Origin of the sequence: Streptomyces sp. NPDC006235 (assembly GCF_040613735.1) — a bacterium.
In the GTDB taxonomy this organism is placed as follows: Bacteria; Actinomycetota; Actinomycetes; order Streptomycetales; family Streptomycetaceae; genus Streptomyces.
Map to the genome: position 1 here is coordinate 134,770 of NZ_JBEXSR010000012.1, position 25,967 is coordinate 160,736.

General features: G+C 69.5%; 25 protein-coding genes and 1 pseudogene. 9 read left to right on the top strand and 17 right to left on the bottom strand.

The annotated features are described in order from the left end of the window. Window positions 1-94: 94 nt before the first annotated feature. The 3 genes from mqnE to ABZ192_RS17140 all read right to left on the bottom strand — a co-directional run bounded on the left by mqnE (window position 95) and on the right by ABZ192_RS17140 (window position 2,526). On the bottom strand, window positions 95-1,258 hold the full coding sequence (gene mqnE, locus ABZ192_RS17130) for an aminofutalosine synthase MqnE (RefSeq protein WP_356925296.1): 1,164 nt from the start codon (window positions 1,256-1,258) through the stop codon (window positions 95-97). A gap of 46 nt (window positions 1,259-1,304) precedes the next feature. Further along, the gene (locus ABZ192_RS17135; RefSeq protein ID WP_059424549.1) at window positions 1,305-1,760 is read right to left on the bottom strand and encodes an Lrp/AsnC family transcriptional regulator; all 456 of its coding nucleotides are present in this window, start codon (window positions 1,758-1,760) and stop codon (window positions 1,305-1,307) included. A gap of 79 nt (window positions 1,761-1,839) precedes the next feature. Next, entirely contained in the window at window positions 1,840-2,526 is a 687-nt protein-coding gene (locus tag ABZ192_RS17140) for a UbiX family flavin prenyltransferase (RefSeq protein ID WP_356925297.1), read from the bottom strand. A gap of 90 nt (window positions 2,527-2,616) precedes the next feature. Here ABZ192_RS17140 and ABZ192_RS17145 point away from each other — a divergent pair, with 90 nt between their 5' ends. Further along, window positions 2,617-3,219, top strand: a complete 603-nt coding sequence (locus ABZ192_RS17145; RefSeq protein WP_356925298.1) for a rhomboid family intramembrane serine protease — start codon at window positions 2,617-2,619, stop codon at window positions 3,217-3,219. Here the strand turns inward: ABZ192_RS17145 and ABZ192_RS17150 are convergent. Genes ABZ192_RS17150 through ABZ192_RS17160 form a run of 3 tightly spaced genes read right to left on the bottom strand, consistent with a single transcriptional unit; the run spans window position 3,216 to window position 6,179 of the window. Next, window positions 3,216-3,782 carry a Uma2 family endonuclease gene (locus ABZ192_RS17150; RefSeq protein ID WP_356925299.1) on the bottom strand — a complete coding sequence of 189 codons (567 nt, stop codon included), beginning with the start codon at window positions 3,780-3,782 and terminating at the stop codon, window positions 3,216-3,218. The genes ABZ192_RS17145 and ABZ192_RS17150 overlap by 4 nt on opposite strands. Before the next feature lie 46 nt (window positions 3,783-3,828). After that, on the bottom strand, window positions 3,829-4,731 hold the full coding sequence (mqnP, locus tag ABZ192_RS17155) for a menaquinone biosynthesis prenyltransferase MqnP (protein ID WP_356925300.1): 903 nt from the start codon (window positions 4,729-4,731) through the stop codon (window positions 3,829-3,831). Next, complete coding sequence (locus ABZ192_RS17160) at window positions 4,728-6,179, bottom strand: menaquinone biosynthesis decarboxylase (RefSeq protein ID WP_356925301.1); 1,452 nt, start codon at window positions 6,177-6,179, stop codon at window positions 4,728-4,730. The genes mqnP and ABZ192_RS17160 overlap by 4 nt, the downstream gene beginning before the upstream one ends. Window positions 6,180-6,247: 68 nt before the next feature. Between ABZ192_RS17160 and ABZ192_RS17165 the strand changes: the two genes are divergently transcribed. Further along, a complete protein-coding gene (locus ABZ192_RS17165) occupies window positions 6,248-6,550 on the top strand; it encodes a PLD nuclease N-terminal domain-containing protein (protein ID WP_356925302.1) in 303 nt (100 codons plus the stop codon). Here the strand turns inward: ABZ192_RS17165 and ABZ192_RS17170 are convergent. Both ABZ192_RS17170 and ABZ192_RS17175 read right to left on the bottom strand, forming a co-directional pair. Beyond that, complete coding sequence (locus ABZ192_RS17170; protein ID WP_243382681.1) at window positions 6,547-6,660, bottom strand: DUF397 domain-containing protein; 114 nt, start codon at window positions 6,658-6,660, stop codon at window positions 6,547-6,549. The two genes, ABZ192_RS17165 and ABZ192_RS17170, sit on opposite strands and share 4 nt — an antisense overlap. Then, the gene (locus ABZ192_RS17175) at window positions 6,608-7,567 is read right to left on the bottom strand and encodes a helix-turn-helix transcriptional regulator (RefSeq protein WP_356925303.1); all 960 of its coding nucleotides are present in this window, start codon (window positions 7,565-7,567) and stop codon (window positions 6,608-6,610) included. The genes ABZ192_RS17170 and ABZ192_RS17175 overlap by 53 nt, the downstream gene beginning before the upstream one ends. Before the next feature lie 105 nt (window positions 7,568-7,672). Here ABZ192_RS17175 and ABZ192_RS17180 point away from each other — a divergent pair, with 105 nt between their 5' ends. Further along, window positions 7,673-8,278, top strand: coding sequence for a hypothetical protein (locus ABZ192_RS17180; protein ID WP_356925304.1), 606 nt, complete (start codon window positions 7,673-7,675; stop codon window positions 8,276-8,278). Between the two features lie 51 nt (window positions 8,279-8,329). On the opposite strand, the gene uvrA is transcribed toward ABZ192_RS17180, so the two are convergent. Continuing rightward, entirely contained in the window at window positions 8,330-10,831 is a 2,502-nt protein-coding gene (gene uvrA / locus ABZ192_RS17185; protein ID WP_356925305.1) for an excinuclease ABC subunit UvrA, read from the bottom strand. Window positions 10,832-10,912: 81 nt separating this feature from the next. Between uvrA and ABZ192_RS17190 the strand changes: the two genes are divergently transcribed. Then, the gene (locus ABZ192_RS17190; protein WP_356925306.1) at window positions 10,913-11,638 is read left to right on the top strand and encodes a MerR family transcriptional regulator; all 726 of its coding nucleotides are present in this window, start codon (window positions 10,913-10,915) and stop codon (window positions 11,636-11,638) included. A gap of 134 nt (window positions 11,639-11,772) precedes the next feature. Further along, window positions 11,773-12,048, top strand: a pseudogene (locus ABZ192_RS17195) (acyltransferase papA2); the annotation flags it as partial. Window positions 12,049-12,282: 234 nt separating this feature from the next. Here ABZ192_RS17195 and ccsB read toward each other — a convergent pair. The 7 genes from ccsB to hemL form a co-directional block, all read right to left on the bottom strand. Beyond that, window positions 12,283-13,365 (bottom strand): c-type cytochrome biogenesis protein CcsB, encoded by a 1,083-nt coding sequence (gene ccsB, locus ABZ192_RS17200; protein ID WP_356925307.1) that lies wholly within the window; start codon window positions 13,363-13,365, stop codon window positions 12,283-12,285. After that, window positions 13,362-15,152 (bottom strand): cytochrome c biogenesis protein ResB, encoded by a 1,791-nt coding sequence (locus ABZ192_RS17205; protein ID WP_356925308.1) that lies wholly within the window; start codon window positions 15,150-15,152, stop codon window positions 13,362-13,364. The genes ccsB and ABZ192_RS17205 overlap by 4 nt, the downstream gene beginning before the upstream one ends. A gap of 3 nt (window positions 15,153-15,155) precedes the next feature. Beyond that, entirely contained in the window at window positions 15,156-15,926 is a 771-nt protein-coding gene (locus tag ABZ192_RS17210; RefSeq protein ID WP_306964923.1) for a cytochrome c biogenesis protein CcdA, read from the bottom strand. Between the two features lie 13 nt (window positions 15,927-15,939). After that, the gene (locus ABZ192_RS17215; protein ID WP_356925309.1) at window positions 15,940-16,587 is read right to left on the bottom strand and encodes a TlpA disulfide reductase family protein; all 648 of its coding nucleotides are present in this window, start codon (window positions 16,585-16,587) and stop codon (window positions 15,940-15,942) included. Between the two features lie 66 nt (window positions 16,588-16,653). Next, a complete protein-coding gene (locus tag ABZ192_RS17220) occupies window positions 16,654-17,937 on the bottom strand; it encodes a hypothetical protein (protein WP_356925310.1) in 1,284 nt (427 codons plus the stop codon). A 119-nt stretch (window positions 17,938-18,056) separates the two neighbouring features. Continuing rightward, window positions 18,057-18,758 carry a histidine phosphatase family protein gene (locus ABZ192_RS17225; protein WP_356925311.1) on the bottom strand — a complete coding sequence of 234 codons (702 nt, stop codon included), beginning with the start codon at window positions 18,756-18,758 and terminating at the stop codon, window positions 18,057-18,059. Further along, the gene (gene hemL / locus ABZ192_RS17230; protein WP_356925312.1) at window positions 18,755-20,071 is read right to left on the bottom strand and encodes a glutamate-1-semialdehyde 2,1-aminomutase; all 1,317 of its coding nucleotides are present in this window, start codon (window positions 20,069-20,071) and stop codon (window positions 18,755-18,757) included. The genes ABZ192_RS17225 and hemL overlap by 4 nt, the downstream gene beginning before the upstream one ends. A 287-nt stretch (window positions 20,072-20,358) precedes the next feature. Here hemL and ABZ192_RS17235 point away from each other — a divergent pair, with 287 nt between their 5' ends. Beyond that, window positions 20,359-20,997 carry a hypothetical protein gene (locus tag ABZ192_RS17235; protein WP_356925313.1) on the top strand — a complete coding sequence of 213 codons (639 nt, stop codon included), beginning with the start codon at window positions 20,359-20,361 and terminating at the stop codon, window positions 20,995-20,997. Between the two features lie 67 nt (window positions 20,998-21,064). Here the strand turns inward: ABZ192_RS17235 and ABZ192_RS17240 are convergent, their stop codons facing one another. After that, window positions 21,065-22,420 carry a tyrosine-type recombinase/integrase gene (locus tag ABZ192_RS17240; protein ID WP_356925341.1) on the bottom strand — a complete coding sequence of 452 codons (1,356 nt, stop codon included), beginning with the start codon at window positions 22,418-22,420 and terminating at the stop codon, window positions 21,065-21,067. 669 nt (window positions 22,421-23,089) lie between these two features. Between ABZ192_RS17240 and ABZ192_RS17245 the strand changes: the two genes are divergently transcribed. The 3 genes from ABZ192_RS17245 (at window position 23,090) to mobC (ending at window position 25,967) form a co-directional block, all read left to right on the top strand. After that, on the top strand, window positions 23,090-23,323 hold the full coding sequence (locus tag ABZ192_RS17245) for a helix-turn-helix domain-containing protein (protein ID WP_356925314.1): 234 nt from the start codon (window positions 23,090-23,092) through the stop codon (window positions 23,321-23,323). A 667-nt stretch (window positions 23,324-23,990) separates the two neighbouring features. Beyond that, the gene (locus ABZ192_RS17250) at window positions 23,991-25,169 is read left to right on the top strand and encodes a DUF3631 domain-containing protein (protein ID WP_356925342.1); all 1,179 of its coding nucleotides are present in this window, start codon (window positions 23,991-23,993) and stop codon (window positions 25,167-25,169) included. A 519-nt stretch (window positions 25,170-25,688) separates the two neighbouring features. Continuing rightward, window positions 25,689-25,967, top strand: coding sequence for a plasmid mobilization relaxosome protein MobC (mobC, locus tag ABZ192_RS17255; RefSeq protein WP_342787048.1), 279 nt, complete (start codon window positions 25,689-25,691; stop codon window positions 25,965-25,967).

The following is a 25,967-nucleotide window of genomic DNA, read 5'->3' on the forward strand; positions in this document are numbered from 1 at the left end:
CTCCGGGTACCCCACCTAAGGGCGCGGGACCCTGTCGATATGCGGCTCCACCGCGGGGCGCGAGCAACCCCCACACACCCGCACCCGAAATCGGTCACACCCTCATCGGCTGAGGCGATTCACGCAGCTCCGGGTCGGGACCCTCGTACTCCCGAATGATCTCGTACCGCGTATTCCGCTCCACCGGCCGGAACCCCGCATCGCGAATGAGATCCAGCAGGTCCTCACGGGTCAGCTTGTTCGGCGTACCGAAGTTGTCCGCGTCATGCGTGATCTTGTACTCGACGACGGACCCGTCCATGTCATCCGCACCGTGCTGCAACGCCAACTGCGCGGTCTGCACGCCATGCATGACCCAGAAGACCTTCACATGCGGCACGTTGTCGAACAGCAGCCGCGACACGGCAAAGGTCTTCAGCGCCTCCGCCCCCGTCGCCATCTGCGTCCGCGCCTGAAGGCGATTTCGCACCTTCCCGTCCTGCATGTCGACGAAGTCGTGCTGGTACCGCAGCGGAATGAAGACCTGGAAACCCCCGGTGTCGTCCTGCAGCTCACGCAGCCGCAGCACATGATCCACCCGGTGCCGCGGCTCCTCGATGTGGCCGTACAGCATCGTGCACGGGGTCTTCAGACCCTTCTCGTGCGCGAGCCGGTGGATGCGGGACCAGTCCTCCCAGTGGGTCCGGTGGTCCACGATGTGCTGCCGGACCTCCCAGTCGAAGATCTCCGCACCGCCGCCGGTCAGCGACTCCAGCCCCGCGTCGATCAGCTCGTCCAGGATCTCGGACGCGCTCATCCCGGAGATGGTCTCGAAGTGGTGGATCTCGGTCGCCGTGAAGGCCTTCAGCGAGACGTGCGGCAGCGCGGCCTTCAGCTCCCGCAGCGAGCGCGGGTAGTAGCGCCACGGCAGGTTCGGGTGCAGCCCGTTGACGATGTGCAGCTCGGTGAGGTTCTCGCTCTCCATCGCCTTGGCGAGCTTGACGGCCTCCTCGATGCGCATCGTGTACGCGTCCTTCTCCCCCGGCTTGCGCTGGAAGGAGCAGTACGCGCAGGAGGCCGTGCACACGTTGGTCATGTTGAGGTGACGGTTGACGTTGAAGTGCACGACGTCGCCGTTCTTGCGCGTACGCACCTCGTGGGCGAGGCCGCCGAGCCAGGCCAGGTCGTCCGACTCGTACAGCGCGATGCCGTCCTCACGGGTCAGCCGCTCACCGGAACGGACCTTTTCCTCCAGCTCGCGCTTGAGCCCGACGTCCATGTGCACACCTTTCTCCGACAGCCCGACCAACCGTACGCCTATACCTCTATGCCTCTTCCGGCAGCTCCCCGACCCGGTTCTCCCACTTCGTGGAGAGCACGATGGTCGTACGCGTCCGCGACACGCCCTTCGTGCCGCTGAGCCGCCGGATGATCTTCTCCAGGCCGTCCACGTTCTCCGCCCGCACCTTGAGCATGTACGAGTCGTCGCCCGCGATGAACCAGCAGTCCTCGATCTCCGAGAGGTCCCGCAGCCGCTGTGCCACGTCCTCGTGGTCGGTGGCGTCGGAGAGCGAGATGCCGATGAGTGCGGTGACACCGAGGCCGAGCGAGGCGGCGTCGACGGTGGCCCGGTAGCCGGTGATGACACCGGCAGCCTCCAGCCGGTTGATGCGGTCGGTGACGCTGGGTCCCGACAGTCCGACGAGGCGTCCCAGCTCCGCGTAGGAGGCCCGGCCGTTCTCCCTCAGGGCCTGGATGAGCTGCCTGTCCACCGCGTCCATTGCGATCGAAGCCTTCCGCTGAAGTTGTCCGAAAAGTCTGTGGTTGTGATGACGTACTGGTGCCGTGCAGGGGTGTGGCTCAGTCGGTGCGGTGTGATCCGCCGCCGAGCTCACCTTGCCAACGGCGGTAGAGCCGGTGCGGCACGCCCGCCGCGTCGAGTACGCGTCCGGCGACGAAGTCCACCAGGTCCTGGATGTGCGTCGCGCCCGCGTAGAAGGCGGGTGAGGCGGGCACGACCGTCGCGCCCGCGTCGTCGAGGGTGACCAGGTGCCGCAGGGTCTGGCCGTTCAGCGGGGTCTCGCGTACGGCCACGATCAGCTTGCGTCCCTCCTTCAGGGTCACGCTCGCCGCCCGCTGCAACAGGTCCTTCGACAGCCCGAGCGCGACCCCGGCCACGCTCGCGGTCGAGGCGGGCACGATCAGCATGCCCTTGGTGGGGTACGACCCCGAGGAGGGCCCGGCGGCCAGGTCGCCGGCGCTCCAGTGCCGTACGGCACCGATGTCCACGGAGAACGTGCCGGGCTTGCCGTCGGCGCCCCGGGACAGCCATTCGTGCAGGTCGTCCTGCCAGTGGGCGTCCCGGAAGGAGATCCCGGTCTCGTCGAGCAGGGTGAGGCGGGAGGCCCGGGACACCACGAGGTCGACGCTCTCGCCGGCGGCGAGGAGCGCCCGCAGCACGGCAGCGGCATACGGGGTGCCGGAGGCGCCGGACACCCCTACGATCCAAGGCGTACGCGGTGTCTCGCCTGGCTTGACTGGGTTCACAACACCGAGCCTATCCGGCGTCGCAGGGTGGGAACCGGCCAAGGGGGGCGGGGCGTTCCCCGGAGGGACGAGCGAGCACTGGGGGTCGCCATGTCGGGTACCGGAGCCGGATGGTCACGCGGCGGCCGTGCGATGGCCGCGGGCAAGCTGATGCTGGCCTGGGTGGCGCTGCTGTGGCTGCTGGAAGTGATGGACGTACTGAGCGGCCACGCGCTGGACGGCCTCGGTGTCACGCCGCGCACGCCGTCCGAGCTGGTCGACGTGGTCCCGTCGGCGTTCATCCACTTCGGCTTCGCGCATCTGGCCGCGAACACGGTGCCGCTGCTGGTCCTCGGCTTCCTCGCCGCGCTGGCAGGGCTGCGCCGTTTCCTCCTCGTCTGCGCGCTGATCGTGCTCGTCGACGGCCTGGGCGTCTGGCTCATAGCCCCGGCCCACACCAACACGGCCGGCGCCTCCGGCCTGATCTTCGGCCTCTTCGGCTTCCTCCTGGTCAGCGGCTTCGTCGAGCGCCGTCCGCTGGGCGTCCTGGTCGGTGTCGTCATCGCCGCGATCTGGGGCGGCTCCATCCTGGCGGGCCTGGCCCCGACACAGACGGGCGTCAGCTGGCAGGGCCACCTGCTGGGCCTGCTGGCGGGGGTGACGGCGGCGTTCCTGCTCCGCCGCCCGAAAGCGAGCCGAGCGCTCACGTCTTAGGAACGCGCCTTCGGGTCCACCGGGAGCCGGGCGGTGGGGATCGACAGCTTGCCGAGCGGGGAGTCGACGGCCAGTTCGCGGCCGTACGCGATGATGTCGCGGCCTCGGTAGCCGTCGGGGCCGGGGTTCCACATGGTGACGACGTGGCCCTTGAGGGGATCGAGCACGAGGTAATTGGCGATGCCCCGCGAGGCGTACCAACGGGGCTTCATCTCGTAGTCACGGCGGATGCTTTCCGGGGACACCACTTCGGCGACGAGCTCGATCAGGTCGGCGGGGTACGCACTGCGGTTCTCGGCCTCGGCCTCGGCTGGGATGACGGCAAGGTCGGGGCAGAATTCATTGGCATCGTCGAAGGGGAACGCGACACCGCTCACAAGGGCCCATCCCTCCGGCAACTGGGCCTCGACGATGGACCACAGCCGTTGGATGGTCTTCCCGTGGAACGGCCTGACCGGGTTCATCACGATGCTGCCCTCGACAATCTCCGTCAGGAAGCCGGGGAACATGTCCTCAAGCTTGCTGAGCTGCGAGTGCAGGCGGTCGATGCCCGAGACGGTCACGGTGGCCTCCCTGGGGTCCTGCCCTCGATGGTAGGCCGCACCGTAGCTACACGGTCAGGCCCCGAACCAAGAGATCGAGCAGCGCGCACACGAACAGGGCAATGCCGATGAAGCCGTTGACGCTGAAGAACGCGCGGTTCACTCGGGACAGGTCGTGGGGGCGGACGATGGTGTGTTCGTAGAGGAACGCGGCGGCGACGATCAACAGGCCCAGCCAGAAGAAGGCGCCGGCGCCGGTGGTGAGGGCGTACCAGACGAACAGGGCCGTCGTGAGGGCGTGGCAGACGCGGGCGCCCCAGATCGCCGCCGGGATGCCGAAGCGGGCCGGGACGGACATGACGCCGATCTCACGGTCCGTCTCGACGTCCTGGCAGGCGTAGATCAGGTCGAAGCCGCCGATCCAGACGCCGACGGCGAGGCCGAGGATCACCGCGTCCCAGGACCAGGAACCCGTGACGGCCAGCCAGCCGCCCACCGGGCCCATCGACTGCGCGAGGCCCAGGATGGCCTGCGGGAAGTTCGTGAACCGCTTGCCGTACGGGTAGACCACCATCGGGATCACCGCGACGGGGGCCAGGGCCAGGCAGAGCGGGTTCAGCAGGGCCGCCGCGCCGAGGAAGACGACGAGGGCGATCAGGGCCCCGGTCCAGGCGTGCCGGACCGACATCGCGCCGGTCACCAGTTCGCGGTGCGCGGTGCGGGGGTTACGGGCGTCGATCTCGCGGTCGATGATCCGGTTGACCGCCATCGCGAAGGTCCGCAGCCCGACCATGCAGATGGTGACCAGCAGCAGCCGGCCCCAGTGGACGTTCCTGTCCCACTGGTACATCGCCGTGAGCGCGGCGATGTAGGCGAAGGGCAGCGCGAAGACCGAGTGCTCGATCATCACCAGCCGGAGGAACGCCTTCGTGCGTCCCGGCTGCGGGATCGCGGCGGAAGCGGAAGTCACAGGCCGTACTCCTTCCAGCGGCGGTCCACCTTCGCCGCCGTCTCCGGATCGGACTCCACCATGTCGGGCCAGCCGCCGTCACGCGTGTAGCCCTCCTCGGGCCACTTCCTCGTCGCGTCGATACCGGCCTTGCCGCCCCAGAACTGCTGGTAGGAGGCGTGGTCGAGGTGGTCGACCGGCCCCTCGACGATGCTCAGGTCGCGGGCGTAGTCGGTGTTGCCGAGCGCCCGCCAGGCGACCTCGTGCAGGTCGTGGACGTCGCAGTCGGAGTCGACGACCACGATCAGCTTGGTCAGCGACATCATGTGCGCGCCCCAGATGGCGTGCATGACCTTCTGCGCGTGCTTGGGGTACTTCTTGTCGATCGAGACGATCGCGCAGTTGTGGAAACCGCCCGCCTCCGGCAGGTGGTAGTCCACGATGTCCGGGACGATGATCTTCAGCAGCGGCAGGAAGAAGCGTTCCGTCGCCCGGCCGAGCGGCCCGTCCTCCGTCGGGGGCCTGCCCACGACGATCGACTGGAGCAGGGGCCGCTTGCGCATCGTCACGCAGTCGATCTTCAGCGCGGGGAAGGGTTCCTGCGGCGTGTAGAAGCCGGTGTGGTCGCCGAAGGGCCCCTCGGGCAGCATCTCGCCCGGCTCCAGCCAGCCCTCGATGACGACCTCCGCCTGCGCCGGCACCTGGAGCGGCACGGTCTTGCAGTCGACCATCTCGATCCGCTTGCCCGCGAGGAACCCGGCGAACAGGTACTCGTCGATGTCACCGGGGAGCGGGGCCGTGGAGGCGTACGTGACGGCGGGCGGGCATCCGAAGGCGATCGCGACCGGCAGCCGCTCCCCTCGCCGGGCCGCCACCTGGTAGTGGTTCCGGCTGTCCTTGTGGATCTGCCAGTGCATGCCGATCGTGCGCTTGTCGTGGCGCTGGAGGCGGTACAGCCCGAGGTTGCGGATGCCCGTCTCCGGGTCCTTGGTGTGCGTGAGCCCCAGGTTGAAGAACGACCCGCCGTCCTTCGGCCAGGTGAACAGGGCGGGCAGTTGCTCCAGGTCGACGTCGTCCCCGGTGAGGACGACCTCCTGCACCGGCCCGTCCTTCACCTTCTTCGGCGGTACGTGCGTCATCGCGCCGAGCTTCCCGAAGGCCTCGCGCACGCCGACGAACCCGTGCGGCAGCTCGGGCTTCAGCAGCCCGCCGATCCGCTCCGAGATCTCGCCGTACGACTTCAGGCCCAGCGCTTTCAGCAGGCGCCGGTCCGTGCCGTACACGTTCATCGCGAGCGGCATGCGCGACCCGCGTACGTTCTCGAAGAGCAGGGCGGGGCCGCCGGCCTTCTGCACCCGGTCGACGATCTCCCCGACCTCCAGATACGGGTCGACCTCGGCCTTGATGCGCTTGAGGTCGCCCTCGCGCTCCAGAGCCCTGAGCAGGGAGCGAAGATCGTCGTAAGCCATGCGGTCCAGTATCCCCGAGCCGCTACCCTGGCCCTGAACCGCCCACCCGCTTTGCTGAGAGGCCGCGCATGCTCCGGGTACTGATGTTCCTCGTGCCGCTGGCGCTGAGCGTGTACGCGTTCATCGACTGCATCAGCACGAAGGACGACGACATCCGTCACATGCCCAAGCCGCTGTGGGCGATCCTCGTCCTGCTGTTCCCGCTCGTCGGCTCGATCTCCTGGCTGATCGCCGGCAAGAAGCGCGGCGCCGCGGCGGGGGGCCGCCCGCGTCCCCGGCAGTGGGTGGCGCCCGACGACAACCCCGAGTTCCTGAAGTCCCTGGACGACGAGGAGAAGCGGGACGACGACCCCAGGCGGGACGAGTCCTAGCGCACGCCGGAGAGGAAAGCGGACCAGGCGGACCGGGTGACGAGCAGGACCGGGCCGTCAGGGGTTTTGCTGTCGCGGACGGGGACGGTGTCGGGGAAACCGGGGGCTATTTCGATGCAGTTGCCGCCGTTGCCGTCGCTGTAGCTGCTCTTGACCCAGGTCACTGTGCCGAGTTCGTTCCGGTCCATAGTGCCCGTACCTCTCCATCGCCTGGTGGATCAGAGCGGCGGACTGGGGAGCTGACAGGGCGTCCGCCCTGAGCACATCATAGAACTGGTTATAGCACTCGTAGACAGCCGGATCGTTGGTGAAGTGACCACGGTTGAGTGACTCCGAGTAGAGCCACTGGCGCCCTTCGGGCAGCGTGATCAGGGACATGGAGCCACTGGGGCGGACGATTTCCAGGGGACCTGCGGGCGCGACCTGGATGCGGATGTTGGGGCGCTGCGCGACGCTCAGCAAGTGCGCGCACTGGTCCCGCATGACAGTCGGCCCACCGACCACGTTGCGCAGGCAGCTCTCGTCGAGGACGACGATGTACAGCGGACCGCCATCGGCGAGGAAGCGCTGCTGTCGGCTCATCCGGGCTCGGACGCGCTCATCCAGCTCCACCCCGCTCACGTAGCGCGAGGAGAGCGCCCGGGCGTAGTCCGACGTCTGCAACAAGCCCGGGATGACGCGCTCCTGGTACTCCCGCAAAGTGACGGCCACCTCGTCCATCTCAGCCCGCCGCCGAAACCAGTCAGGATGCTCCACCTGCGGATACCAGTCGATCCGCCCCCACAACCGCAGCAACACCCCGCCCGTGCCCAGAAGTTCGTCGCACTTCTTCGCGAAAGCCTCCTGCGGAACCCTCGTGCCCGCCTCCACCCGCGCCACGTGCGAGCGGTCGCACGGGATCTGCCGTGCCAAGCCCTCCTGCGTGAGCAGCGCCGCCTCGCGGAAATGCCGCAGCACCTCGCCGAACACGGCCGCCGTACTCGCCCCCGACTCCACTCCGCCGTTCCGTCGGCTCACGGCTTCCCCCTCCGTGACAGTGCACCGGTGTCACACGCCAAGCATTGAACCGAACCGTTCCCCTGCGCAACGCTCGATACACCCAGAGTTACGGAGGTGCACGGAATGGAACCGGGAACGCTCGTCTACGACCCTGCGACGCGCAAGGTCGGCGAGTACCAGGACAGGACCGGCCCGTATGTGATGCTGCGCCCGGTCGGCGGCGGCCGGGAGTGGCAGGCGGACCCGGCGCGGATCCGGGTGGCCACCCTGGAGGAACGGCTCAGCGCGGGCGTACGCGCGGCCAACCACCGTTCCAGGGAAGGGCTGTCGGCCGACCCGAGCCGACCACCCGTGCCCGTGCCCGGGTGCGCGGTGTGCGAGGAGCTGGGCGTCCGCCGGGACCAGGCGCGGGCCGCGTTCGACGGGAGTGCCGTGACGGACGCGAACGTGCTGCTGCGCCACCACCAGCGACAGGAGCACGGCGGGGAACCGGCGGGGCGCCGGATCTTCCGGTACGTGCCCTACTCGATCGTGCAGGACGCGTCGGCCGTCCCGGAGTACCAGGCGTACTGCGTCTCGGGAGAGGAGGAGGACTGCGGGGCGAGTTCGGGGCCGCGCCCGACCCCGGCCGAGGTGGAGGAGTGGCAGCGCAGGCACACCCAGGAGACCCGGCACCTGCGCTACCGCCGCAGCTTCGCCGACTACGCGGTGCTGGAGAGGCAGGGCTGACGGGGTACGACACCGCCGAGGAAGCGGGCGATCCCGAGAGCCCTGCGCAGGTCACCCAGCCAGAAACCCGCCGGTCCGCGACGCCTGCACGGCCGCCACCTCCCGCGGCGTCCCCTCGGCCACCACCCGGCCCCCGCCGGCCCCGCCGACCGGTCCGAGGTCGATCAGCCAGTCCGACGCCCGCATGACGTCGACGTTGTGCTCGATGGTGATGACGGAGTGGCCCGAGTCCACCAGGCGTTGCAGCACCTCCAGCAGCCGTGCCGAGTCCGCCGCGTGCAGGCCGGTCGTCGGCTCGTCGAGGACGTAGAGCGTGCGGTCGGCCGCCCGGCGGCCCAGTTCCTTCGCCAGCTTGAGGCGCTGGGCCTCGCCTCCGGACAGCGTGGGCGCGGGCTGGCCCAGCGGGAGGTAGCCGAGGCCGACGTCCGCCATGCGCCGCAGTCGGCCGGCCACGTTGGGTACGTCCCGGAACACCCCGAGCGCCTCGTCCACCGTCGCCGCCAGCACCTCGGCGATGTCGTACCCCTGGTACCGCACCGCCAGCACCTCGGGCCGGAAGCGGCGGCCCTGGCAGGCCGGGCAGCGCACCTCCACGGCCGGGAGGAAGTGCATCCGCACGGTGAGAACGCCCGCGCCCTCACACCGTTCGCAGCGTCCGCCGGGGACGTTGAACGAGAACCGGCCCGCCGTCAGGCGCCCTTCGCTGCTCGCGGCGAAGACCTCCCGGATGGGTGTGAAGACGTCCGAGTAGGTCGCCGCGTTGGAGCGCGGGACGCGGCTGATCGGCTCCTGGTCGATGAGGACCGCCTTGGACAGGTGCTCCCAGCCGTCGATGCCGTCGTGTTCGGCCGGGAGTTCCCCCGCCCCGTGGAAGTGGCGGCGGGCGGCCCGGCCGAGGATGTCCAGCAGCAGCGTCGACTTGCCGGAGCCGGACGGGCCCGTGACCGTCACCAGGCGGTTCAGCGGGATCCGTACGGTGACGTCCTTGAGGTTGTGGGCCCGGGCCCCGCGGATCACGAGCGCCGAGGCGCTGTCGCCGCGGCCTCGGGACGCGGGGGCGGGCAGCCGGCCCGACAGGTACGCGCCGGTCACCGAGCCTTCGGCCTTCGCCACCTCCTGCGGTGTCCCGGCCGCCACGATCCGGCCACCGTCCCGGCCCGCCCCCGGGCCGACGTCCACGACGTGGTCCGCCGCCCTCAGCACGTCCAGGTCGTGCTCGACGACCAGCACGGTGTTGCCCAGGTCGCGCAGGCGGCGCAGGACGCCGATCAGGCGGGCGGTGTCCGAGGGGTGCAGGCCTATGGTCGGCTCGTCGAGGACGTAGAGCACGCCGGTCAGGCCGGAGCCGAGCAGGGCGGCCAGCCGCAGGCGCTGGGTCTCCCCGGCGGAGAGGCTCGGTGTGGACTGGTCCAGGCTGAGGTAGCCGACCCCGACGTCCACCAGGCGCCGTACCCGTTCTTCCAGGTCGGCGGCGACCGGCTCCGCGAGCAGCCACTCGTCCCCGGCCGAGCCGTCCTTCAGGCCGGCCAGCCAGCCGTCGAGGTCGGTGAGCGGCAGGCGTGCCGCCTCGACGATCGTCAGTCCGCGCACGGTCACCGCCCGGCTCTCGGGTCGCAGCCGGGTGCCCTCGCACTCCCGGCAGGGCTGCTTCACCAGGCCCTGTTTCTCGGCCCGTTCGCGGTACTCGGGGTCGTCGGCGCGCTCGGTGTAGCGCCGCAGCAGCGCGGTCGCGACCCCTTCGAAGCGGCCCGCCGCCACGGTCGTCGGCGCCTCGACGGCCGGGAAGTGCCGCCGGAACTCGGGGCTTTCGACGCCGTACACCAGCAGGTCCCGCTGCGGCTCGCCCAGTTCGTCGACCGGGAGGTCCGGGTCGAAGGTGAAGCCGTAGTGGCGGGCGGCGGCCCGCAGCGCGGTGAGGTTCCACTCGGTGAGCTTCGGGTTCCAGCCCCGTACCGCGCCCTCGGCCAGGGAGCGGGAGCCGTCGACCAGGCGCCGTACGTCGGGCCGGATGACCTCGCCGAGGCCGGTGCAGGAGGGGCAGGCGCCCGCGGGCTTGTTGAAGGAGAAGGAGCCCATCACCAACTCCGGCACGAGCGTGCCGCAGTGCGGGCAGGGGATGTGCTCGCCCTCGGCGTCGTCATCGGCCGCGGTCGCCTCGGCGGCGTTCGCGTACGACGGCGGGATGCTCTTGCCGCAGCCGGGGCAGGGGCGGGATCCGATCCGCGACCACAGCAGCCGCAGGTAGGTGAAGACCTCGGTGACCGTGCCGACCGTGGAGCGCGGGCTGCGGTTGGTGAGGTGCTGGTCGACGCTGATGGACGGGGACAGGCCGCTGATCGAGTCGACGGCGGGTTTGCTGACGAAGCCGGTGACCATGCCCAGCGACTCCAGGTACTGCCGCTGGCCCTCCTGGTGGAGGGTGTCGAAGGCGAGGGTGGACTTGCCGGAGCCGGACAGGCCGGTCAGGACGACCAGCTTGTTCTTCGGCAGGGAGAGGGAGACGTTCTTGAGGTTGTGGAGGCGGGCGCCGGTGACCCGGATGCTGTTGTCCATTCCTTCAAGTCTTCCATTGAAGTCCGGTGTTGAGACTTTTCGGGCATCAGCACTGGCTCCTCTGCCGTAACCTTCAAATCGATGACCAACGAACGCCGTCTCCGTCCCGTCGACCTCGCCCGGCTGGCCGGTGTCTCGACGCAGCAGATCCGCAACTACGAGGACGCCGGAGTGCTGCCGCCCGCCGAGCGCACCGCGTCCGGCTACCGCGTGTTCGGGGAGGTGCACCGCGCCGCGCTGCTGGCGTACCGGGCCCTGATGCGGGGGTACGGGCCGCTGACGGCGACACGGATCATGCGCGCCCTGCACGACGACGACGTCCCGGGCGCGCTCGCCCTGGTCGACACCGCGCACGCCGCCCTTCACGAGGAGCGGGTCTCCCTGCGGGCCGCGAGCGAGGCCCTGGAACTGCTGACGGCCGAGCCGCCCGCCCCGCTGCCGCGCTCGGGCGGGCTGCGCATCGGTGAGGTCGCCGCGCTGCTGGGCGTGCGGACGTCCGCGCTGCGGGTGTGGGAGGAGGCCGGGCTGCTCACGCCGGGCCGCGAGCGCGGCACGGGGTACCGCGTCTACGAACCCGCCGATGTGCGCGACGCCCGGCTCGTGCACACGCTGCGCCGCAGTCACTACCTCTTCGACCAGATCCGTCCGGTGCTCCAGGGGCTGCGCCGGGAGGGCAGCAGCGACGCCCTGCGGGCGGCGATCGCGGCGCGCGGGGCGGCCCTGACGGCCCGCACCCGGGGCATGGTCGAGGGCGCGGGCGCCCTCCACGCCTACCTGGACCGGTTCACCTCGGCCGCCGTCAACTGAGCACACCGTCCAGGCCGCGTATCACCGTTCGAGAGGTCATCCGTTCCGTTGAAATCCGGCGACACCCCGTGTGGCCGGCAGCCGCCTCGCCATTGTCCTGATCGGGTCTGTCCAACTGCGAACCGAGACGCCCCGTGCGAACTACTGACATCCAGCGCTGCGAGGTCCGGCCTGGGCGACTCGTCGAATGGACGCTCAGTCCGGCGACCGTCGCGACGGCGAAGGACCTGCCGGAGGACACCAGGCCACCCGCGTGCATCCAGGAGTCGCACCTGCGCACGGCACGGTCCGTGCGCGAGGACGGGCTGTCCGTGCCGACCTGGATCGGCGCCGCCTTCGACCTCCCCGGCCGGGCCGACCTGGACGCGCTGGGCGAGGCGCTGCGCGGCAGGACGCTGCGGCATCGCTCCTTCGTCGACGCCCGCGACATCCCCCGCTCCGGCGACTGGACGCGTCAGAAGGCCTACGGCCTGGTCCGCGTCTCGTACGGCGACCAGGTCTGCGCCTGGGGCACCCGGCTCCACGAGGGCCTGTGGTTCGCCAGCCGCTACCCGGACACCGACATCGCGCACAAGAACCTGCGGCTGTACGCCGAGCGGCTGCGGGACGTCATGACGGAGACGGCCGCCCGGTCCTATCCGGGGCTACACACCCGCGTAGGAGTGCTTGCCGGAGACGAAGATGTTGACGCCGTAGTAGTTGAACAGCCAGCAGCCGAAGGCGATCAGGGCCAGGTAGGCGGCCTTGCGGCCCTTCCAGCCGGCGGTGGCGCGGGCGTGCAGGTAGCAGGCGTAGGCGACCCAGGTGATGAAGGACCAGGTCTCCTTCGGGTCCCAGCCCCAGTAGCGGCCCCAGGCGTCACCGGCCCAGATGGCGCCCGCGATGATCGTGAACGTCCACAGCGGGAAGACGGCCGCGTTGACGCGGTAGGAGAACTTGTCGAGCGAGGCGGAGGAGGGCAGCCGCTCCAGGACGGACGTCGCGAACGTGCCGGGCGTGCCGCCGCTCGCGAGCTTGTTCTCGTAGGAGTCCTTGAAGAGGTACAGGATCGTGCCGACCGCGCCGACGTAGAAGACCGCGCCGCAGAAGATCGCCGTGGAGACGTGGATGTACAGCCAGTACGAGTGCAGGGCCGGGACCAGCTGGTCGCTGGCGGTGTAGAGGACCGTCACCGCGAGGCCCAGGTCCAGCAGGACCGAGGTGATCAGGAACAGGCCGAGCCAGCGCACGTTCTTCTTCAGCGCCAGCAGCCCGAGGTACACGCCGACGGCGACCGTGGAGAACGTGATGTTGAACTCGTACATGTTGCCCCACGGGGCCCGCTCCACCGAGGCCGCGCGGGCGACGACGCCGCCCAGCTCGATCAGGAAGGCGAGCACGGTGAGGGAGATGGCGATCCGGCCGTACAGGTCGCCCTGTTCGTCACCGCCGTGTGCCCCGGGCCCGTCCGGCACGTCCCGCTGGCCGGCCCCGGCCCGCACGGTGACCTTGGGCCGCTCCAGGACGGCGGTGCCGCCGGCCTGGTTCACGGTGACGGCGGGCGCCTTCTTCGCCTCCGCCTTGTCGGCGGTGAGCGCGGCGGCGGTCCGGGCGACCTTGCTGCGGCTGCCGAAGAGCCATTCGGCGATGTACGCGAAGAACGCCAGGGTGTAGACGGCCATCGCGGAGTAGATCAGCACATTGCTGATGTTCGCGAGGTTTTCGTTGGTGGCGGCGGCGAGAGTCACTTCTCAGCCCCTTCGGCAGGTACGGGGGTTTCGGTACCCGGCTCCAGGTCGGTGTCGGGGGAATCTGCGGGGTCGTCGGGGCCGGGCGCGGCCGGTGTCTCGTCGTGCGTCTCGTCGTATGTCTCGTCGTAGAGGATCCCGGCGAGGTCGCCGAGTTCCTCGGGGACCTTGGCGGACTCGCTGCGGCCGAGGCCGGCCATCTCCACGACCGTGACGCCGTCGGCGCCCTTGACCGCGCGCACCCAGACGCGGCGGCGTTGGATGAACAGGGAGGCGGCGAGGCCGCCGATGGCCACGAGGGCCCCGGCGAGGGCCCAGCCGCCGCCGGGCTCCTGGACGACCTGGAAGCCGGCCCACTCCTTGACGTCCTTGCCGAACGTGACCGAACCGGCGCCGTTCGGGAGCTTCATGGTCTCGCCGGGGCGCAGCAGCTTCTTGAACAGCTTGCCCTGGGAGTCCTTGAACTCCTTCATGTTGGTCTTGTCCATCTGGTACACGCTCTGCGGGATGCCGGAGTCGGCCCCCAGGTCGCCGTGGTAGGCGGACAGCGCGAGCACCGGGGAGTCCAGCGCGGGGAACTGCGACAGCATGGTGCCGCTGGCGGCGCCACCGAAGGTCGGCACGAAGAACGCGTTGAAGCCGAGTTGTTCCTTCTTGCCCTCGGGGTTGCGGTAGCCGTCGAGGACCTTGATCGCGCCGGAGGAGGTGACGTTGGCGTCGAGCGGCAGCAGCGGTACGGCGTCGTCGTAGACGACGTTGCCCTTGCCGTCGCGGACGGTGATGACCGGGGCGTAGCCGTGGCTGACCAGGTAGACCTTGGCGTCGCCGATCTCCAGCGGGTGGTTGACCCTGACGGTGGTCTTCCGGTCCTTGCCGTAGGGACCGTCGCTGTAGGTGAGGTCGGCCTGGTAGACGCGCGGGGTGCCCTTGTTGGGGCCGCTGCGCTCGTAGGTGCCGGTGAACTTCTTCAGGTTGAAGCTGAACGGCACCAGGTCGTCGGAGGTGAAGAGGCTGCCGGACTTGAAGTCGTCGTACTGGGTGAGCGTGTTGGAGAAGCCGTCGCCCTCGACGACCAGCTTGTTGCCCTCGGACTTGTACAGCTGGCCCCAGGCGAAGGCGACCAGCAGCACGATGAGGGCGATGTGGAAGGCGAGGTTGCCCAGTTCGCGCAGGTAGCCCTTCTCGGCGGCGACGGCGTCTCCGGCGAGGTGGGCACGGAAGCGGCGCTTCTTCAGCAGGGCCAGGGCGGCGCTGTGGACCTGCTCGGGTTCGGCCGTGGTGCGCCAGGTGGTGTGGGCGGGCAGCCGGTTCAGCCGGCTGGGGGCGCGGGGCGGACGGCCGCGCAGCTGGCCCACGAACTGCCAGGTGCGCGGGACGATGCAGCCGATGAGGGAGATGAACAGCAGGATGTAGACCGCGGAGAACCACACCGAGCTGTAGACGTGGAACAGGCCGAGCTTGTCGTAGACGTCCCCGAGGGTCGGGTTGGCCTTGCGGAAGTCGGCGACCTTCGTCTCGTCCTGGCCGGACTGCGGGATGAGCGAGCCGGGGATCGCGCCGAGGGAGAGCAGCAGGAGCAGCAGCAGCGCGACCCGCATGGAGGTCAGCTGCCGCCAGAACCAGCGGACCCAGCCGATGACGCCCAGGGAGGGCAGGTTGGGCGCGTCCTCCGTGGGGGCGGTGGACAGCTGGGAGCCGGCGTCGCCCAGCTCCTGGTTCTCGGCGGCGGTCGGGGCCGGGTCGGAGGGGGTGGTCGGGGCCGGGTCGGAGGCGGTGGTCTTGCTCATCGATCAGATCCCCACAGTGAAGCCGTCGGACCAGACCTGCATCTCCTGCACGATGCGGTCCCAGGCGCCGGTCAGCAGCAGCAGACCGGTCACGATCATCATGGTGCCGCCGATCCGCATCACCCAGACGTAGTGGCGCTTGATCCACCCGAAGGCGCCGAGGGCCTTGCGGAAGGCGACCGCGGCGAGCACGAACGGCACGCCCAGGCCCAGACAGTACGCGACGGTGAGGGCGGCGCCGCGTCCGGCGCTGCCCTGGCCGGAGGACAGGGCCAGCACGGAGGCGAGGGTGGGGCCGATGCAGGGCGTCCAGCCGATCCCGAACAGCGCTCCGAGCAGGGGCGCGCCGACCAGCCCGGCCACCGGCTTGTGGTGGAGCCGGAACTCGCGCTGGGTGAACCAGGGCATCAGGCCCATGAAGAAGACGCCCATGAGGATCATCAGCACGCCGAGCACCTTGGACAGGACGTCCTTGTGCTCCTGGAGCGTGACGCCGAAGTAGCCGAACAGCGCGCCGGAGGAGACGAACACGGCGGTGAAGCCGAGCACGAACAGGGAGGCGCCCGCGACCATCCGGCCGCGTCGCGCCTCGGCGAGGTCGGTGCCGGCGACCCCGGTGACGTAGGACAGGTAGCCGGGGACGAGCGGCAGCACGCAGGGCGAGAAGAAGGAGACGAGTCCGCCGAGCAGGGCGATGGGCAGGGCCACCAGCAGGGCGCCGTTGAGCACCGTGCCGTTGGGGTCCGCGACCGCGGCGAGGGTGAGCGCGCTCACGTCACTACTCCGCTCACTTCTCGGCGACGACCGGCTTGAGCATCTTCAGCAGCCGTTCCTCGCTGAGCGCGGACAGCGAGCGGGCCGCGATCTTCCCGTCCCGGTCGAGGATCAGGGTGGAGGGGATGGCCTGCGGGTTGAGGGTGCCCTTGTCGAAGCGCAGCAGCAGCTTGCCGGTCGGGTCGTAGAGGCTGGGGTAGGTGATGCCCCAGTCCTTCTCGAAGGCGAGCGCCGCGCCGGTGGAGGTGTCGCGGGTGTTGATGCCGACGAACTGCACGCCCTTGTCGGCGTACTCCTTGGAGACCTTCGCGAAGTACTTGGCCTCGGCGCGGCAGGGGTTGCACCAGGACCCCCACACGTTGAGGACGACGACCTTGCCCTTGTAGTCGGCGACGTCGAGGGTCTTGCCGGCGATGGTCTTGCCGGACAGGTCGGGGGCCGGGGCGCGCTCCCCCTTGGCGGCCGTCGCGATGCCGTCGGTGCCGGTGACGAAGTTGGTGTTGCCGCCCCCGCCGGAGGTGCCGCCGGAGCCGCACGCCGTGACGAGCAGCGCCGCCACGGCGGCACCGGCGGTCAGGGCGGCGCGGCGACGGACCCGGTTCGCGGGGGCCGTGCGGATCGAGCGGTTCGAGCGCAGGGGGGCGCGGCTGGCGGCACTCATGTGAAAAGTTTCGCATGTCCGTTCCGGGGCTCTCGCCCACCCCCCTTGCGGGCGGAAACCCGCATTTCAGGCGGCGTTTCGGGAGGGCGTACCGGCACCTGTCGGCGTCTTCTCGACGAATCCCTTCCACCCACCGGCCGGTTGCTGCCCGACCTCCAGCGTGCGGAGCTTGTCGAGCACCTCGGGCTTCTGCACGTCCAGCCAGTCGACGAACTGCCGGAAGGAGACGAGGCGCACATCCGCGCCCTTCTCCTTCTCCCGCGCGATGTGCTTGAAGGCCTCCTCGACGGCGTCCATGTAGATGCCGCCGTTCCACTGCTCGAAGTGGTTGCCGATGAAGAGCGGTGCCCGATTAGTCTCGTATGCCCGCTTGAATCCCTGGATGTACGCCTGGGCCGACTGCTGCCGCCAGCCCGGGTAGTTGTGCGCGGGTGCCTTCGTGGTGCTGATCGACTGGTTCGCCAGCATGTTGTAGTCCATGGAGAGCACCTCGAAGCCCCGGCCGGGGAAAGGTATCTGCTGCAACGGCAGGTCCCAGATCCCCTGCCGCTTCACCGGCCAGACCTGACGGCCGCCGGGCGAGGAGGCGTCGTAGCGCCAGCCCAGTTCGCGGGCGGTGGGCAGCAGATTGTCCTGGCCGAGCAGACAGGGCGTACGGCCGCCGACCAGCTCCTTGTCGTAGTCGAACGGCAGCGACGGCAGGTCGGTCCAGCCGGTGTTGGTGCGCCACTCCTTCACGAAGGACTTCGCCTGGTCGATCTCGCTGCGCCATTGCCGGGGCGTCCAGTTCTTGACCGAGCCGTAGGTCTCACCGCAGAAGTGCCCGTTGAAGTGGGTGCCGATCTCGTGGCCCTCCAGCCAGGCCCGGCGGACGTTCTTCAGCGTCTCCTTGACGTGCTCGTCGGTGAGGTAACCGATGTCGGAGGCGCCGCGCGGGTTGTTCGGCGGGTCGTAGAGGCGCTTCTTCGACTCGGGCAGCAGATACAGCCCGGACAGGAAGAAGGTCATGCTCGCGCCGTGCTCCTTGGCGAGGTCCAGGAAGCGCGGGAAGAGCCCGTTGCCGACCTCGCCCGCGCCGTCCCAGGAGAACACCACGAACTGCGGCGGGGTCTGCCCCGGCTCCAGCGGCTCGGGCTTCGCGGGCTGGTGGGGCTGCTTGCCGGTGTAGGCGGTGGAGCCGTCGCCGATGGGCCGGGCGGTCGGCTTAGGGCTGCCGGTCCCCTTGCCCGGGGAACCTCCCGCATGGCTCGAGCCATCAGACGAGGTGAGGCCGCCGCAGCCGGCCAGTCCGACGGTGGCGGCGGCTCCGGCGCCGACTCCTAGTGCTCCCCTGCGGGTGAGAGTGCGCATTGCATCCCCGTTCATCACGTTCTCTGGTGGTCACCCAGTCAGAGGACGTGATGAACGGGGAGGTTCCGCCGATATTTGCAGATTCCGTAACGAGCCCGTCAGAAGCGAACAGAAAGGGCTTACGCGCCGAACGCCTTGGCCTTCCCCTTCACCGGCTTGGCGCCCGCGAGGAGATGCGCCGGGACGAGATCGCGGGCCGGCTCGGAGTAGCCGACGGAAACGATCCTGTCGCCCCGGTACGTGAAGGTCGTCAGCGAGGCGAGCGTGCACTGCCGCTTGCGCGGATCGTGCCAGAGCCGCCGCCGCTCGACGTACGACCGGACGATCCAGATCGGCAGCTGGTGGCTGACCACGACGGCCTCGTGGCCCCGGGCCCGGTCCTTCGCGGCGCTCAGCGCGTTCATCATCCGCACGACCTGGTCGACGTACGGCTCGCCCCAGGACGGCCGGAACGGATTGACCAGGTGCTTCCAGTTGCCGGGCTTGCGCAGCGCCCCGTCCCCGACACCGAACGTCTTGCCCTGGAAGATGTTGTCGGCCTCGATCAGCCGCTCGTCGGTGGCGAGGTCGAGACCGTGCGCCTTGGCGATCGGCTCCGCCGTCTCCTGCGCCCGCTCCAGCGGCGAGGCCACGACGTACGTCACATCGCGGGTCGCGAGGTGCTCGGCGACCCGGTCGGCCATGCGCCGGCCCAGCTCGGAGAGGTGGTAGCCGGGCAGCCGCCCGTAGAGGATGCCGTCCGGGTTGGCGACCTCGCCGTGCCGCATGACGTGGACGACGGTGAGGTCGCCGTTCGTGTCGTGGTTCGTGTCGTTGCTCATGCCGTGGCCTCCGCGGCAGCTCGGGCCGCCGCCGGGAGGGCGTCGGCGATCCGCTGCACGGCCCGCTCGTCGTGCGCGGTGGAGACGAACCAGGACTCGAAGGACGACGGCGGCAGGTAGACGCCGTCCGCGAGCAGCGAGTGGAAGAAGGCGGTGAAGCGGAAGGACTCCTGCGCCTTGGCGTCCTCGTAGTTCCGTACGGGCCGGTCGGTGAAGAACACGGAGAACATGTTGGAGGCGTTCTGCAGCGTGTGCGCGACGCCCTCCTTGGTCAGCGCCTCGGTGACGAGCCCCCGGATCTGCTGCGACACGGCGTCGACCTTGTCGTAGGCGGCGTCGTCGAGGAGGCGCAGCTGGGCGAGCCCGGCCGCGGTGGCCACCGGGTTCCCGGAGAGCGTGCCGGCCTGGTACACGGGCCCGGCCGGAGCGAGATGAGCCATCACATCCGCGCGCCCGCCGAAGGCCGCGGCCGGGAAGCCGCCGCCCATGACCTTGCCGAAGGTCATCAGGTCGGGCCGGACCCCGTCGACCCCGTACCACCCGGCGCGGCTGGTCCGGAACCCGGTCATGACCTCGTCGGAGATGTAGAGGGCGCCGTTCTCGGCGCACAGGTCCTTCAGGCCCTGGTTGTAGCCGTCCGCGGGCGGAACGACGCCCATGTTGCCCGGAGAGGCCTCGGTGATCACGCAGGCGATCTCGCCGGGGTGGGCGGCGAAGGCGGCGCGCACGGCCTCGAGGTCGTTGTACGGCAGGACGATGGTGTCGCCGGCCTGGGCACCGGTGACGCCGGGGGTGTCGGGCAGCGCGAAGGTCGCGACGCCGCTGCCCGCGGCGGCGAGCAGCGAGTCGACGTGCCCGTGGTAGCAGCCGGCGAACTTGATCACCTTGCTGCGCTGCGTGAACCCGCGGGCGAGCCGGATCGCGGACATGGTCGCCTCGGTCCCGCTGGACACGAGCCGCACCTGCTCGACCGGCTCCACGCGGGCGACGATCTCCTCGGCGAGCGCGACCTCGCCCTCACCGGGCGTGCCGAAGGACGTACCCCGGGCGACGGCGTCCTGGACGGCGGCGATGACCTCGGGGTGCGAGTGCCCGAGGATCATGGGCCCCCAGGAGCACACGAGGTCGACGTACTCCCGCCCGTCGGCATCGGTCAGGTACGGCCCCTTGCCGGACACCATGAACCGCGGTGTGCCGCCGACGGCGCGGAAGGCCCGCACCGGCGAGTTCACGCCACCGGGTGTGACGGCCGCCGCACGGTCGAACAGAGCCTGCGAGGCCGGTGCTTCATACGGATATGCCAGTTCGCTCATGACCTGCGACTTCTCCGACCTTCTCCGACGTCGTCGGGATCCGGGTGCGTGTGACCTGTTCAGGGTAGGACAGTGCCCTGCAACCGGTCCCCGAACCTCTGTCGTCTGCGAGACTGGGGCGTGATACACACAGCTCACACGGCCCAGGGTGGTCGGAGGCTGCGAAGATCCCGCGGGCAGATGTTTCAGCGCACGTTTCGGCGAGCGGCCGCGGGGGAGGTCACTGACACGATGATCGGGTTGCGCGGCGGGGGCGACGCGTCCTAGAAAAGCAGTCGGGTGGAGATATGCATCGCGGTGGCGGACTGGGCGAGGGGACTGATGACCTGGGTCCTCGACGTGCCCGGCGGGGAAGGCACCGGCGCGAAGCGGAGGACACGCAGGAAGCACGTCAGACGCAGGGGCTGCCGAGTGAACCGGACCGGCTCGACCGCCGTACTGAACGCCGAATGGACGATCTTCGGACGGGGAGCAGGAATGGTGGTCGGGTGGGGGTGACGTACAAGTACTTCGGCGCGCCCGACGGCGCGACCGCGGCCCGCGTCCCGATCTCGATGCGCCCCGAGGAACTCGGCGGCGACGAGCTCGGCATGAACGGCATGTTCACGAAGATCAAGCCGGAGACCATGGCGGCGATGGTCCTGACGGGCATCGAGGGCATTCCCCTGCACAAGGTGCCGCCCCTGGAACTGGTCGTCCTGCACCCCGACTACGCGGTCGTGAAACTCCCGATGACCGTCGTCGACCCCCTGCGGGGCATCGGCGAGGAGTCGGTGGGCGCGGCGGCCTTCATCTGGTCGACGGTCCCGGACCGGGGCGGTCCTCGGGACGCGTTCAACGTGTACCAACTGCTGCACGAGTGGCAGGACTTCAGCCATCGGCTCCACGAGGCGGGGCATCAGCCGTATTGCCTGGTGTGGCCTTGACCTGGGGTTTCTTGCGGATCGGGCGCGGTCTTCGGGCCTCGCCCTTTTTGGTGCCGGGGAGGGGCCGTCAGGCGGCCAGGGCACATTGAGGGCACATTGATTTTACTGGGGGCACTGATGCGCCCTGGGCGACGGGTGGGTCGCCGTTGTCTTCCGCCTCGGCTCCCGTCCCCGCTTCCGTTTCCGTTTCCGTGAAGGCGTCGTCGATCGCCTTGCGGGTGCGGGTCTCGCTGGATGGCAGTAGGTGCGTGTACGTCCGCAGCGTGAAGCCCGGGTCCGAGTGACCGAGGTATTCGGAGAGCGCCTTGATGCTCTCCCCCGCGTCCAGGAGTACGGAGGCGTAGGCGTGCCGGAGGGCGTGCATACCGTCTTCCGGGGCCGCCTGGAGGTAGCGCGCTCCGCGCTCGCGCGGAGGGATCACGCCGGCGGCGGCCAGGGCGAGTTTCCAGGCACCCATGTTGAAGACGCTGCGGTTGTAGGCCCGGCTCTTCTCGTCCACGAAGAGGAGACGGAAGGTCTTCGGTTCGCCGTCCGGCTTGGCCCAGGGCAGCGTGACGGCGACGGGCGGGAACTCCTTCATGTGGGCCCTGACGGTGGCGGCGAGTTGGGCCGGCAGGGGCACTGACCGGATCTTGTTGCCCTTGGGCAGGGCGAAGACAGGCTTCGTACCGACCAGCCGCACCTGGCGGTTGACGTGGATCCAGCCACCCTTGAAGTCGATGTCGTCGACTGCGAAGCCGAACACCTCCCCCTGGCGCAGGCCGCAGCCGAAGGCGAGATTGCCACCGGCCTGGAAGCGCTTCGGGAGCCCGGCGACGACCGCACGTACGCGTTCCAACGGCCAAGGGATGACCTTCTTCTTGGTCGCCGTCGGCAGCTTGACCGACTTCGACTTGCAGGGGTTCTTCGGCAGCAGCCCGTCCTCCACGGCCATGCCGAGGATGCTGGAGAGGATGTCGAAGATGCCCTCGATCGTCGACACTTCCAGTTCCGCATCCTGGAGCGTGCGGATCCAACCCTGAATGATCGAGGGCTGGTTGAGGGACCGCAGCTCGCGCCGACCGAGGTGCTCCACGATGTGGTTGCGGACGGTCGCCTCGTAGCGGAGCGCGGTCGTGGGGCCGACGGAGTTCGCGTCGAGCCACTTCTGCGCGTAGGCGCCTAGCGTCTGCTTCGTCTCGGCAGGGACGACGTAGGAACCGCGCCGGATCTCGACGTCCACCTCGGCGGCACGGTTGTCCGCCTCGGCCTTCGTGTGGAAGTTCTCCTTGCGTTGGCGGCCGTCCAGGTCGCGGTAACGGACCTGCCAGCGCTTGCCGATGCCGTGATCAGCCGTGGGGACCATCCGCTTCGTACGGCTCTTGTGTTCGCCGCACTCGGCCTCGGCGGGCTTGGGGTGGGACTTGTGCCAGCGGTCGTACACGTCAGCCAAGAAGGGCCTCCTGGATGGGGTTAGGGGACTGGGCGGTGGCGTAGGGCGTGGCGATGCGCGTCAGCTACGGGAGCAGCAGGGCTGCGGGCGGGGTCGCGAGCTGGTGCTGGGGCAGGCTGCGCACGAGGCGTAGTGCTCGATAGCGCGGGCGGTGTGGAGGCCGGAGGGGCCTATTTCGATAGGTCGGTTGGGCATGACAAATAGCTGTAACTCGCAGTCGGCCGTCATGGCAAGAGTTAGTTCTTAAACTCTCCAAAAGTCGCCCGAGGGCGAAGTGGTGTTCGTCTCGTCGAATTCCGGCACATCACGAGCTGTTTCGGCAGGGAGGTTGTGCTACCTTCCCTCCGCGTCAAAGAAGTGGGCGATTTGAGCAACTATTGGATGCAATGTCCGCTGGACTGGTCACGTCACTTCTCAGCGCTGGACGCCGCCTCTGAGCTGCTGAGGTACCGGATTCCGGCACTTCATCCAGTTGCTCCTCCCCAGAAAATTTCGGCTTCCGTGGGAGCGATTTCGGCAACCGGGGATCCGCCCTTACTGTTTTGCTCTTCCCTGGCGACGCCGAGGGAAGTAGCCGGGGGTTTCAGAATTCACTCTGGACGCTTCCCAGGTGGTTTGGCTGTGTTGCCCACGCCTGCCATCCAAAACCCTGATTCCTATATGGAGACCTCATTGCCGAACAACTCCCCGCGCCTTGCCGGCGCCGAGCGTGACCAGCTCGCCGCTCCCGCCGACGTGGCCGCGTACCTCGGGGTACCGGTGAAGACCCTCTACCAGTGGAAGTACCGGGGCATCGGCCCCAGCGTCCACAAGGTCGGCCGTCACCTGCGCTACCGCTGGCGGGAGGTGGACGCGTGGCTGGATGCCCAGACGTCGTACGACCTCACGGCCTGACCGCGCGTCTGGCGCGGACAACGAAGTGGCCCCCGGCGCGCCAACGCCGAGGGCCGAAGACTTCCCAACTGATCGCCCATCTCTGAACGAATGAGCTGGTGAGGGGCGGGACCTTGCCCGTCCTGCCTCTCACCGGAGAGGAACGCCTATGGAGGACTCTACGTCCCCCAGCTCCGCCAACACCTCCCCGACCGGCTGGCCCACTCCCGCGGTCCCCGGCGAGGGCGTCCCCTGGCGTCGCAGGGATCAGGCGGACACACGGCCCCCGGCGTCGAGGACCGTCGAACACTCGGCGGATGTGGAAGCACACGGGGACCGTCCCCAGCCGTCTGCTGATGCCGCTGTTGGGGACCGTCCCCGCGACGTGCCGGCTGATCGATCCCCGCACTTCCCGGTCCCCGTATCGACATCCGGCGCAAACCCGCAGGTCAGCGGCGCCAAAATGGGGACCGGTCCCCAAGAGACCGCAGTTGCACCAGGGGACCGCAATGGGGACCGTGATCACGGTCCCCACCAGTCGCTGGGGCCCGACAACCCCCTGGCGGGAACCGCCCAGCAGGAGGGGACCGGTCCCGTCGACGCACGGGGACCGGATCACGGGACCAGCTCCCGGCCTCCTCGGGGACCGGCAGACCCTGGGGAACGGGGTTCCGGTAAGGGTGCGGAACTGCTGGACGAGCTACGGGCGGCGATCGGCAAGTACGTCGTGCTGCCCAGTGACGAGGCGCTGACAGCAGTCACCCTGTGGGTGGCGGCCACGCACATCCAGACCGTTCTGCAGCACGCGCCGCGTCTGGCGGTCGTAGGCCCGACGAAGGGCTGCGGCAAGTCCCGTGTGCTGGACGTGCTCCACGAGACCGTCCATCAGCCGATCATGACGGTGAACATGTCCACGGCGGTGCTCTTCCGCGTCATCGGAAAGAACCCGCGCACGATCCTGGTGGACGAGGCCGACACCATCTTCAGCAAGGCTGGCGACAACGAGGAACTGCGCGGCCTGCTGAACGCCGGACACCAGCGCAACCGGCCCGCCTGGCGCATCTCCGGTCCGGAGCACAAGCCGACCCCGTATCCGACCTTCGCCATGGCTGCACTGGCCTCGATCGGCGACCTGCCCGACACGATCACGGACCGGGCGGTCGTGCTCCGCATGCAAAAGCGCAAGCCGGGCGACAAGGTGACCCCGTTCCGCTCGCGCTACGCCGCACCGGAGCTGAACGCGCTGCGGGACAAGCTGGCCGCCTGGCTGGGCCCGCTGCGCGGCACGGCTGGCCGCATGGCGCCGACGATGCCGGTGGAGGACCGGGCGGCGGACACCTGGGAGCCGCTGGTGATCATCGCCGACCTGGCTGGCGGCCAGTGGCCCGCCAGTGCCCGTGCGGCCTGCGTGGCGATGACCCGGTTCGAGGCCGTACAGGACGAGCAGACCAACCTGAAGACGCGGCTGCTGCGCGATATCCACCGCATCTTCGAGGCACACGGCAACCCCGAAGCTCTGTCCTCCCTGGATCTGGTCACCGCCCTGCTCCAGGACCCCGACGCACCCTGGGCAGAGCACGGCGCCAACGGGCTCAACGCCTACCACCTGAGCAGAATGCTGCGGGACTTCGACATCCGCCCGGCCAACTACCGGTTCGACAAGGGCAGGCAGGCCAAGGGGTACGCCCGTAACCGGTTCCTCGACAGCTGGGCCCGCCACTGCCCCGACCTCGCCGAGACGGCACCCGTCCCCGCGCACGACGCCACGCCCGCGCGCCCGGCCCAGGGCAGGCCACCCAGCGCACCGGCGGGTCATCTGCCCATCGGCCCGCCCGGCGGCCCCGCCGGCCCCAAACGCGCCCACTGACCCGCCTCCCCCTGGGTCCGTATCACTGCGTCGCATCCGTCCCCGCGCAGGTCAGCGCGGGGACGGATGTCCTCACCGGGACGGACATCTCCGTACCTGCCCGAGTGTCCGTACCTGTCCTGACCAGGCATGGGACGCATGCGACGCACGTGACGCATCTCCCGTTCCCCTCACCACCGGAACACCCTCATGCAGGAACAGCACCACGAACTCCCCACAGCTCAACAGCGGACGCACACCACCTCAGCCCCAGACAGCACAGCAAGTTGTCGGGTAAGGAGTCCTTACCCGGCCTCCGCCCCAGAGGGGGCGGAGGCATCCGGCGCCGAGGGAGCACCGGAGTCGGCTGGCCCGGGGGAGCCGACCGATACGGGAGCCACCACACCATCGCCGCACACCGCACAGACGCCCACGACGCGACGCCGCCTGCGTCAGCCGCGCCTGCGCGAACACCGCGTCCACCCCCGTTACAGCGACAGCGAGTTCGCCGAAGTCGAGCACGCCGCCGCACTCAGCCGCATGAAACCCGGTGGCTACGTCGCCGAGGCATCGCTCGCCGCCGCCCGCGCCGAGGATCCCACGGCAGCGGTCGCCGACTATCGCGCCATGGTTCAGGTGCTGATGGCCGCCAACAGGCAGCTCGCCGGCATCGGCAACAACCTCAACCAGCTCACCTGGCACCTCAACAAGGACGGCACCTGGCCCCAGCCCGACACCGTCCACCGGCTCCTCGATCGCGTCGAGGCGTCGATTGCCGAGCTGGACACTGCCATCGCCCAGGTCACCGAGGGTCGGTGA